This is a genomic window from Luteococcus sp. (assembly GCF_043424415.1).
Taxonomy (GTDB): domain Bacteria; phylum Actinomycetota; class Actinomycetes; order Propionibacteriales; family Propionibacteriaceae; genus Luteococcus.
Window position 1 is genome coordinate 1 of record NZ_JBHWOO010000127.1, and the last position, 9,839, is coordinate 9,839.

Here is a 9,839-nt window from a genome sequence, read left to right on the forward strand (position 1 = left end):
GCCCAGCGGGGCATCGACCTGTCGAAGTCCTTCGCCTATGCCGACTCCCACGTGGACCTGCCGATGCTCAATGCGGTCGGCAACCCCGTGGCCGTGCAGCCCGACGTGGGCCTGCTGCGGGCGGCGCGCAAGAATGGCTGGAGCGTGGTCGACTGGCATGCCGAGCGCACGATCGGACGGCTGCGCCTTCCTCGTCGCAGCCCCCGCGACTAGGGTGGAGGTGCCCGACGGCGAGGTCGGGCCCTCGGGAGGTGAGGGGTGTGGACCCCTTCGTTGACGGCAGTCTGGAATGGAGTGCGCTCGCGCTCGACGACCTCGAGGAGCTGGTCGAGCTCTACACCGTGATCGCCTACTTCGACGATCCGGTGCAGGCCATCGAGGTCGACGAGCTGGCCGGCCACTTCTCGGCGCCGTGCGGCGAGCCCAGTCGCAATGCGGTGGTGGGCCGTGACTCGGCCGGCACCATCGTGGCCTGCGGCTGGAATGTGGTGCGGGCCACCCAGCCCGGGACTCCCGAGATCTGGCTGGCCGGTGGCGTCCACCCCTCCTGGCGGCACAAGGGGATCGGTGCGCGCCTGATGGGGTGGCAGGTGGCCAGGGCACGCGAGTGGCTGGTCGAGGTCCATGCCGAGCATCCCGAGGTCGACCGGGTGCGGCTGTGCTGCCACGTCGAGGCGCGTGGCCGCTCCCAGCAGGTGCTGATGGCTGCCCAGGGCTTCGAGCCGCGGCGCTGGTTCTTCGACCTGCAGCTGGCCTTCGGGCCCGAGCCCGAACGCTTCGCGCTGCCCCAGGCGCCGGTGGTGGAGGGGGTGGACCTGGTGCCCTACCATCCCCGTCTGGCCGAGGCGGTGCGTGAGGCCCACAACCTGGCCTTTGCCGACAGGGTCGGCCACCGCGAGGTCTCTCGGCAGGAGTGGGAGGACTCCGTCGCCCGCCCCGGCGCCCGCCCCGAGTGGAGCTGGGTCGCCCTGGTGGACGGCCGTGTGGTCGGGCATGCCATGAACTGCCTCGTCGGCGAGGGGAGCGAGGCGCTCGGCTGGACCGACCGGATCGCGGTGCTGCCATCCTGGCGCGGACGCGGCCTGGGCACGGCGCTGCTGGCCTGCTCGATCCACACCTTCCACCAGGCAGGACTGGCCGGTGCCGGGGTGGGCGTGGACGCCGAGGAGCCCGATGAGGCCCTGGGGCTGTTCACTCGCAATGGCTACCGGCAACAGGAGGCGGTCATCGCCTTCGAGCGCGAATTACTGCTTGTGGACGCGAAGGACTAGAATCTGTCGGCAGGATTGTCGACAGAGGTGAGGTAGACGCATGAGCGGTCATTCCAAGTGGGCAACCACGAAGCACAAGAAGGCTGTCATCGACGCCAAGCGCGGCAAGCTCTTCGCCAAGATGATCAAGAACGTCGAGGTGGCAGCCCGTCTGGGTGGCGGTGACCCCAGCGGCAACCCCACCCTCTTCGATGCCATCCAGAAGGCCAAGAAGAACTCGGTGCCCAATGACAACATCGACCGCGCCGTCAAGCGTGGCTCTGGTGTCGGCGCCGATGCCGTGAACTACGAGACGATCATGTACGAGGCCTACGGCCAGGCCGGCGTCGCGATCCTGATCGAGTGCCTCACCGACAACCGCAACCGCGCCGTCTCCGAGGTCCGTGTCGCCGTCACCCGCAATGGCGGGACCATCGCCGACGGTGGCTCGGTGCAGCGCCTGTTCGAGCGCAAGGGCGTCGTCACCGTCGCCAAGACCCAAGAGGCTCCGGCCGAAGGTCGCAGGACGGTCACCCGCGAGGTCACCGAGGACGAGCTGCTCGAGGCCACCCTCGAGGCGGATGTCGAGGACGTCACCGACAACGGCGACGAGTTCGAGCTGGTCTGCGATCCCAATGACATGGTCGAGGTCCGCAAGGCCGTCCAGGCCGCCGGCATCGACTACAACTCCGCCGAGGTGGCCTTCGTGCCCACCTTCGGCCAGGTCATCGACGACATGGAGACCGTGCAGAAGATCGAGAAGATCGTCGACGCCCTCGAGGAGTCCGACGACGTGCAGAACGTCTACACCAATGTGGAGCTCAGCCCCGAGCTGCAGGCCAGCCTGGCCGCCGAGGACTGAGTCCCGAAGCCTGGGTAGGAGCCACCTGACCCCGCCCGCCCTGGTGGTTGGCGGGGTCAGGTCCTCTCGTCGGCCTCGAGCTTGGGACGCGGCGGGGTGGGTGACTCCCAGTTCATCTTGCGCGAGACCACGCGCACCAGGAAGACCACCGAGACGATGCCCCACTGCCAAGTGGTGTTGAACAGCCCCAGGCGCACGGTGAGGTCCACCAGGATGGCGCCGAAGAGGGCGGGCAAGGCGTAGTACTCGCGGCTGAAGACGCTCGGAACGACACCCGCCATCACGTCGCGCATGACGCCGCCGCCGATGCCGGTGATCAGGCCCACCGTGATCGCCTCGAGCCCGGGGTTGCCGTGGTGGATGGCGGTCAGGGTGCCGGCGACGACGAAGGAACCGAGTCCGGCGGCGTCGGCCACCAGGACGATCTTGCGCAGCCGCTCGACGGTGCCCTCGAACCAGAAGGTGACCAGCCCGCCCAGCAGGGCGACCGAGACCAGCGGCAGGTTGGTGATGTTGCGCGGGGGAGTGATGCCCAGCAGGACGTCGCGGATGATGCCACCGCCCAGGGCGGTGACCAGCGCGAGGGTGAGGATGCCGAAGATGTCGAAATGCCGGCGCACGCCCACAAGGCCGCCCGACAGGGCGAAGGCGAACACACCGAAGAGGTCGAGCAGCAGCACCCGACAATCCTAACCGCGCTATCCTTGTCGAAAACCTGTTCGAGATTTCTGTGAGCACGATGTGGGGGAGCGGTCGGTGCGAGTGCTGGGAGTCGACCCGGGCCTGACCCGGTGCGGCATCGGCGTGGTCGACGGCCAGCCAGGCAGGCGACTGGACCTGGTGGCCGTCGGGGTGGTGCGCACCCTCGCTGACCAGGACCATGCCCACCGGCTGCTGGCCATCGAGCAGGGCATCGAGGAATGGTTCCTGGCCAACCGCCCCGATGCGGTGGCCGTCGAGCGCGTCTTCGCCCAGCACAACCTGGCCTCCGTGACCGGAACCAGCCAGGCCGCCGGCATCGCGATGCTCGTCGCGGCCCGCCACTCGGTGCCCGTCGCCCTGCACACCCCGAGCGAGGTGAAGGCAGCCATCACCGGTTCCGGCCGGGCCGACAAGGCGCAGGTGGGCACCATGGTGGCGCACCTGCTGCGGCTCAAGGAGCCCCCGAAACCGGCAGATGCCGCCGACGCCGTGGCGCTGGCCATCTGCCACCTGTGGCGTGGCGTGGCCACCAACCGGCTGGCCGAGGCCGAGCGTGCCGCGCGTGCCCAGAGGCGCCCCAGCAATCCCTACACGGCGCAGGCCCACCGCGGCCGCGCCCGCTGAAAGCGCTACTGCAAGCCCCCCACCACTGCAAGCCCCCCCACGACAGGAAGCAGAGCATGATCAGCCACCTCACCGGCGCCGTCACCGCCATCGGTGCCAGTGCCGCCGTCATCGACGTCAACGGTTTCGGGATGAAGGCCCTGTGCACGCCCGGCACCCTCGCCGGGCTGCGCCTGGGGCAGGAGGCCACCGTGCACACCTCGATGGTGGTGCGCGAGGACTCGATGACCCTCTACGGCTTCGCCACCGGCGATGAGCGCGACCTGTTCGAGCTGGTGCAGTCGGCCAGCGGCATCGGCCCCAAGATCGCCCAGGCCGTCGTGAGCGTGATGGGCCCCGACGACTTGCGTCGCGCCATCTCCAGCGAGGACCTCACCGCCCTGTGCCGGGTGCCGGGCATTGGACGCAAGGGGGCCCAGCGCATGGTGATCGAGCTGAAGGACAAGGTCAACGCCCTGGGCATGGTGGGCGAGCTTCCCGCCAGCACCGGCGCCGCGGGTCACGCCCTGTGGCGTGACCAGGTCTCGGAGGGGCTCGTGGGGCTCGGCTGGTCGGCCCGCGATGCCGAGGCCGCCTGCGGGTCCGTGGCCCACCTGGTGGAGCAGGATCCCAAGGTGGGCATCGCCGGGCTGATGCGTGCGGCACTGGCCTCACTGGCCCGCAAGTAGGGTTGGGGCCCAGGAAGAGAGGTGCCCGGTGGAACATTCACCCGTCGACCCGCACGCGGAACCCGAGGAGGTGCTGGTCGAGGCGGCCCTGAGGCCGTCGAGCCTGGCCGACTTCGGCGGGCAGCCACGGGTCAGTGACCAGCTGGGGCTGGTGCTGGCCGCCGCCCGACACCGGGGTGCGGTGCCCGACCACGTCCTGCTCTCCGGCCCTCCCGGGCTGGGCAAGACGACGCTGGCCATGATCATCGCCGCCGAGATGGGCTCGCCGCTGCGGATCAGCTCCGGGCCGGCGATCCAGCATGCCGGCGACCTGGCCGCGATCCTGTCCGGCCTGCAGGAGGGGGAGGTCTTCTTCCTCGACGAGATCCACCGGATGAGCCGCCCCGCCGAGGAGATGCTCTACCTGGCGATGGAGGACTTCCGCGTCGATGTCGTGGTCGGCAAGGGGCCCGGGGCCACCGCCATCCCGATCGAGATCCCGCCCTTCACGCTGGTGGGCGCCACCACCAGGGCCGGCCTGCTGCCCGGCCCGCTGCGGGACCGTTTCGGCTTCACCGCCCAGCTGGACTTCTACGCCCCAGAATCGCTGGAGGCCATCGTGCACCGCTCTGCCGGAGTGCTCGACGTCGACCTGGACGCCGACTCCGCCCGGGAGATCGCACTGCGCTCGCGCGGCACCCCCCGCATCGCCAACCGGCTGCTGCGCCGGGTGCGCGACTACTCACAGGTGCGCCACGCCGGCCGGGTGGACCGCACCATCACCGCCGAGGCGCTGGAGCTCTACGAGGTGGACCCGTTGGGACTGGACCGCCTCGACCGGGGCGTGCTGCAGGCCCTCTGTACCAAGTTCGGTGGAGGGCCCGTCGGGCTGTCGACGCTGGCGATCGCCGTGGGGGAGGAGACCGAGACCGTCGAGGACGTCGCCGAGCCCTTCCTTGTGCGCCTGGGCTTCCTGATGCGCACGCCCCGCGGCCGGGTGGCGACGGCGGCCGCCTGGCGCCACCTGGGGCTGACCCCGCCCGCCGAACAGGGTCTGTTCGAGAACTGAGTGACCGCTGGGGGGAGTTCACCCCGCCAGGGGCCTGTTGGGTGGGGACTTCAGCTGCCCAATGGGTACGCTTGCCGATGGACCACGGCCCGAGCGGGCCGAACAGCCCGGTGCCCTGCGCCCAGACCCACGAGGACCAAGAACGTGCCCACTCCCATGCTCGCCAGCGGTATGACGACAATCCTCATGCTCCTGGTGGGCATGCTGGTCTTCACCTTCCTGCTGCAGCGCCCGCTCAAGAAGCAGGCCGAGGCCCAGGCCCGGCTGCGCGACTCCCTCGGGCAGGGACAGCGAGTCATGCTCACCAGCGGGATCTTCGCCACCGTGAACCACGTCGGCACCGAGCAGCTGATCGTCGAGATCGCCCCGGGGGTTGAGGTCACCTGCACCAAGCAGGCGGTCGTCAAGACCGTCACCCCCGACGAGGAGGAGTTCGAGTTCGCCGACGAGCTGCCGGCCGAGACCGGGACCGAGGTCGAGCCGCTGGAGAGCACCGCGGCTCCGGCCGACCCGACTCCCCGAACCAACTGAGCCCCGGCTCACCCCGACAAGGAAGAACGACTGTGGCAACGAGCACGAGCCGATCCCACCCCGGCCGCACGCTGACCATCTTCCTGATCATCGCTGCGGCGCTGTTCGGGCTGATGGGGCTGGCCAAGACCTGGACCCCTCGACTGGGCCTCGACCTGGCCGGTGGTTCCACCATCACCCTGACCGCCTCCAACACCACCGGAACCGGATCGGTCTCCCAAGCCAACCTGGAACAGGCCAGGATGATCATCCAGAAGCGCGTCGACGGCCTCGGCGTCGGTGAGGCCTCGGTGACCACCCAGGGCAACCAGCACATCGTGGTGAGCGTGCCCAATGTCACCAATGACGACCTCAAGAACATGGTGGGACGCACCGCCCAGCTCATGTTCCGCAATGTCATCGCCGTCGAAGCGGCCGCGCCGGCCCCGTCCGCCTCGCCGTCGAGCGTCGGGCTGCCCACCGCACCGCCCACCCCGCGGGCCAAGAGCACCGGCAAGCTGCTCCCGCTGGACAAGGCGATGAACTACACGCCCACGGCCAGCGACCAGGAGGAGCTGGCCAAGTACACCTGTGACAAGGAGCCGGTCGACGTCATCGACCAGCCGCTGATCACCTGCGACCAGACCGGCCAGGCCAAGTACCTGCTCAGCCCCGTCGTGATCGAGGGCAAACACGTCAAGGAGGCCACCAGCGGCATGCCCCAGGGCACCGTGCAGGTGGCCGTGATGCTGACCTTCGACGACCAGGGCAAGAAGGACTTCGGCGAGGTCACCTCCACCATCGTCAACAAGCAGCCGCCACAGAACCAGAATGCCATCGTCCTGGACGGCAAGGTGGTCTCCGCGCCCGCGATCCAGTCGGCCATTCTCAACGGCCAGGCACAGATCACCGGCGACTTCACCCAGAAGACAGCACAGGACCTGTCGAACATCCTCAACTACGGCGCCCTGCCGTTGAAGTTCGACATCTCCGAGGTGCAGACCGTCAGCCCGACCCTGGGCGGCGAGCAGCTACGCGCCGGCATCATCGCCGGCATCATCGGCCTGCTGCTGGTGATCGTCTACTCGCTGTTCTACTACCGTGGCCTGTCGATCATCGTGGTCGGCTCCCTGGTGATCGCCGCCGCGATCACCTACGCCACCATGGCCCTGCTGGGCGAGGCGGTCGGCTTCGCGCTCAACCTGCCCGGGGTCGCCGGCGCCATCATGGCCATCGGCGTCACCGCCGACTCCTTCATCATCTACTTCGAGCGCATCCGCGACGAGATCCGAGACGGCCGAAGCCTCAGCTCGGCCATCGAAACCGGCTGGAAGAAGGCCCGCGGCACCATCGTGATCGCCGACGGCGTCTCGCTGCTGTCGGCCTTGGTGCTCTTCGTCCTCGCGGTCGGCGCCGTCAAGGGCTTCGCCTTCACCCTGGGCCTGACGACCCTGATCGACATGGCCATCGTCTTCTGGTTCACCAAGCCCCTGATGAGCCTGCTGGGCCGCACCAAGTTCTTCGGCCAGGGCCACAAGCTCTCCGGCCTCGACCCCGAACACATGGGTGTCAGCCGCGCGTCCCTGCTGGGCATCCGCAGCCGCGGCGCCACCGAGGGCACCACCCGACGCCAGACCACTCGCACCACCCGCGCCGCCCGTCGCAGCGATTCCGAGGAGACCCGATGAGCACCGCACACGTCCGCGACGAGGACCTGGGCTCCGGCGAGAGCGCCAGCAACGTTGACTCCCACGGCCGCAAGCTCAGTCTGGCCCACCGCCTCTACACCGGCGACGTCTCCTGGGACTTCGTGGGCCGCTGGAAGCAGTGGTTCCTGGTCTCTGCCGTCGTCATGGGCATCGCCCTTGCCTCGCTGCTGCTGCGCGGCCTCAACCTCGGCATCGAGTTCGAGGGCGGCGTCGATTTCAGCGCCCCCGCCCAGGTCAACTCCCAGACGGTGGGCACGGTCACCGACGCCGTCAAGGCCACCAAGCTGCCCGACATGGACGCAACCCAGGTGCTCACCGTCGGTGAGAAGGAGGTCAAGGTGCAGACCCGCACCCTGACCAATCCGGAGGTCAAGCAGGTGCGCGAAGCCGTCGCCAGGGCCACCGGCACCACCATCGACAAGGTCAACTACTCCCAGATCGGCGCCTCCTGGGGCGAGCAGATCACCAAGCAGAGCCTGCGGGCGCTGGGCGTCTTCCTGGTGCTGGTGAGCCTGTTGATCTGGGCCTACTTCCGGGACTGGAAGATGTCGGTGGCCGCCCTGGTCGCGCTCATGCACGACCTCATCCTCACCCTGGGCGTCTACTCGATCCTGGGCTTCACCGTCACCCCGGCCAGCATGATCGGCGTGCTGACCATCCTCGGCTACTCGCTGTACGACACCGTGGTGGTCTTCGACAAGGTCCGTGAGAACGTCCGCGACCTGCCCAAGCAGCGCCGCACCTACTCCGAGGCCGCCAACCACGCCGTCAACCAGGTGCTGGTGCGGTCGCTCAACACCACCATCATCGGCGTGCTGCCGGTGGCCGCGCTGCTCTTCGCCGGCACCTTCGTGATCGGCTCCGGCCCGCTCAAGGATCTGGGCCTGGCCCTGTTCGTCGGCATGGTGGCCGGCGCCTACTCGTCGATCTTCATCGCGACGCCGCTGCTGGCCCTGCTGCGCGAGCGCGAGCCCGCGATGAAGGAGCACCGCGCCAACCTTGCCCGTCGTGCCCAGCGACGCAGCGAGCGCCCGCAGGCACCGCAGGTCAGCGTCCAGGCGGCCACCACCGGCGCCCAGGCCGCCGACTCCACTGGGGCGCCTGCCCCGACCACGCCCACGGTGCGCACGCAGCGCACCCGCACCACGCGCGCCAACCGCAAGCAGAACTGACCCGGGGGAAGAGCATGACCGACAACCGTGAACTGATCAGCTCCCTGATCACCGACGTGCCCGACTTCCCCAAGCCGGGGGTCGTCTTCAAGGACATCACGCCGCTGCTGGCCTCTCCCGAGGGCTTCCAGGCGGCCGTCGACGCCATCGTGGAGGCCGCCCCCGGGCCGATCGACGTGGTGGTGGGCATGGAGGCACGTGGCTTCATCTTTGCCGCACCGGTCGCCGTCGCCCTGGGCGCGGGCTTCGTGCCGGTGCGCAAGCCCGGCAAGCTGCCGCGCCCGGTCTTCGAGGAGGCCTTCGCGCTGGAATACGGCACCGAGACGCTGACCATGCACCGCGATGCCATCAAGCCCGGTGCCCGCGTGCTGGTCGTGGACGACGTGCTGGCCACGGGCGGTACGATCGGCGCCACGGCAAAGCTGTTGAAGAAGCTCGACGTCAACCTGGTCCATGTGGCCGTGGTGATGGAACTCAGCTTCCTCGACGGCCGCCGCGTGCTGGACGAGGCGGGCATCGACTCGTTCAGCGCCATCACCACCGTCTGAGCTGCGGCTCAGCCCGAGCCGGAAGGTCAACCGTGAGCAGCGACGGAGTCTACGGACCCTACTGGCAGGGCAGTGCCACCGCCCCCGGGATCGACGAGTCGGCCCAGGGCACCGAGCGTCACGCGGACCGCTTCACCAGTGGCCCAGAATCGCCCCGGCTTCGGATGCGCCAGCGCCTGGCCCGTCTGGGTGCGCCCAAGGCCACCGCCTCGGCCGTGCTCGACCCCCTGTTCAAGGTGGTCAGGGCCAACCACCCCAAGGCGGACCTGCAGCTGCTGGAACGGGCCTACAACACCGCCGAGCACTACCACCGGGGCCAGACGCGCAAGTCCGGCGATCCCTACATCACCCATCCTCTGGCGGTCACCACCATCCTCGCCGAGCTGGGCATGACCGAGCCGACCCTGGTGGCCGCGCTGCTGCACGACACCGTCGAGGACACCTCGTACACGATGGAGCAGCTGACCGCCGACTTCGGCAGCGAGGTGGCGTTGCTGGTCGACGGCGTCACCAAGCTCGACAAGGTGACCTATGGCGAGTCGGCCAAGGCCGAGACGCTGCGCAAGATGGTCATCTCGATGAGCCGCGACATCCGCGTCCTGGTGATCAAGCTGGCCGACCGGCTGCACAACATGCGCACCATCAGCTTCCTGCGCCCCGACAAGCAGGCACGCATCGCCTCCGAGACACTCGAGATCTTCGCTCCGCTGGCCCACCGCCTGGGCATGAATGCGGTCAAGTGGGAG

At 69.0% G+C, this 9,839-nt stretch carries 12 protein-coding genes; 11 read left to right on the forward strand and 1 reads right to left on the reverse strand.

Annotated elements, in window-relative coordinates; all coding sequences use genetic code 11:
• From ACHFFZ_RS07720 to ACHFFZ_RS07730, 3 genes are all read left to right on the forward strand, one after another.
• The coding region (locus ACHFFZ_RS07720) for an HAD family hydrolase (protein ID WP_394276070.1) at window positions 1-213 on the forward strand (213 nt) is incomplete at its 5' end.
• Between the two features lie 47 nt (window positions 214-260).
• Window positions 261-1,271, forward strand: coding sequence for a GNAT family N-acetyltransferase (locus tag ACHFFZ_RS07725; RefSeq protein ID WP_394276071.1), 1,011 nt, complete (start codon window positions 261-263; stop codon window positions 1,269-1,271).
• A gap of 40 nt (window positions 1,272-1,311) precedes the next feature.
• On the forward strand, window positions 1,312-2,112 hold the full coding sequence (locus ACHFFZ_RS07730; protein ID WP_394276072.1) for a YebC/PmpR family DNA-binding transcriptional regulator: 801 nt from the start codon (window positions 1,312-1,314) through the stop codon (window positions 2,110-2,112).
• 56 nt (window positions 2,113-2,168) lie between these two features.
• Here the strand turns inward: ACHFFZ_RS07730 and ACHFFZ_RS07735 are convergent, their stop codons facing one another.
• Window positions 2,169-2,792, reverse strand: coding sequence for a trimeric intracellular cation channel family protein (locus ACHFFZ_RS07735; RefSeq protein ID WP_394276073.1), 624 nt, complete (start codon window positions 2,790-2,792; stop codon window positions 2,169-2,171).
• 85 nt (window positions 2,793-2,877) lie between these two features.
• On the opposite strand from ACHFFZ_RS07735, the gene ruvC reads away from it, so the two are divergent.
• The 8 genes from ruvC to ACHFFZ_RS07775 form a co-directional block, all read left to right on the forward strand.
• On the forward strand, window positions 2,878-3,438 hold the full coding sequence (ruvC, locus tag ACHFFZ_RS07740) for a crossover junction endodeoxyribonuclease RuvC (RefSeq protein WP_394276080.1): 561 nt from the start codon (window positions 2,878-2,880) through the stop codon (window positions 3,436-3,438).
• A 56-nt stretch (window positions 3,439-3,494) separates the two neighbouring features.
• Window positions 3,495-4,106 (forward strand): Holliday junction branch migration protein RuvA, encoded by a 612-nt coding sequence (gene ruvA / locus ACHFFZ_RS07745; protein WP_394276074.1) that lies wholly within the window; start codon window positions 3,495-3,497, stop codon window positions 4,104-4,106.
• Window positions 4,107-4,134: 28 nt separating this feature from the next.
• Window positions 4,135-5,154, forward strand: a complete 1,020-nt coding sequence (gene ruvB / locus ACHFFZ_RS07750; RefSeq protein WP_394276075.1) for a Holliday junction branch migration DNA helicase RuvB — start codon at window positions 4,135-4,137, stop codon at window positions 5,152-5,154.
• Between the two features lie 171 nt (window positions 5,155-5,325).
• Window positions 5,326-5,685, forward strand: coding sequence for a preprotein translocase subunit YajC (gene yajC / locus ACHFFZ_RS07755; RefSeq protein WP_394276076.1), 360 nt, complete (start codon window positions 5,326-5,328; stop codon window positions 5,683-5,685).
• A gap of 113 nt (window positions 5,686-5,798) precedes the next feature.
• Window positions 5,799-7,352, forward strand: coding sequence for a protein translocase subunit SecD (secD, locus tag ACHFFZ_RS07760; protein WP_394276081.1), 1,554 nt, complete (start codon window positions 5,799-5,801; stop codon window positions 7,350-7,352).
• Window positions 7,349-8,545, forward strand: a complete 1,197-nt coding sequence (secF, locus tag ACHFFZ_RS07765) for a protein translocase subunit SecF (RefSeq protein ID WP_394276077.1) — start codon at window positions 7,349-7,351, stop codon at window positions 8,543-8,545. The genes secD and secF overlap by 4 nt, the downstream gene beginning before the upstream one ends.
• A 14-nt stretch (window positions 8,546-8,559) precedes the next feature.
• Window positions 8,560-9,093: an adenine phosphoribosyltransferase gene (locus ACHFFZ_RS07770; protein ID WP_394276078.1), complete on the forward strand. Its 534-nt coding sequence runs from the start codon at window positions 8,560-8,562 to the stop codon at window positions 9,091-9,093.
• A 32-nt stretch (window positions 9,094-9,125) separates the two neighbouring features.
• The coding region (locus ACHFFZ_RS07775) for an HD domain-containing protein (protein WP_394276079.1) at window positions 9,126-9,839 on the forward strand (714 nt) is incomplete at its 3' end.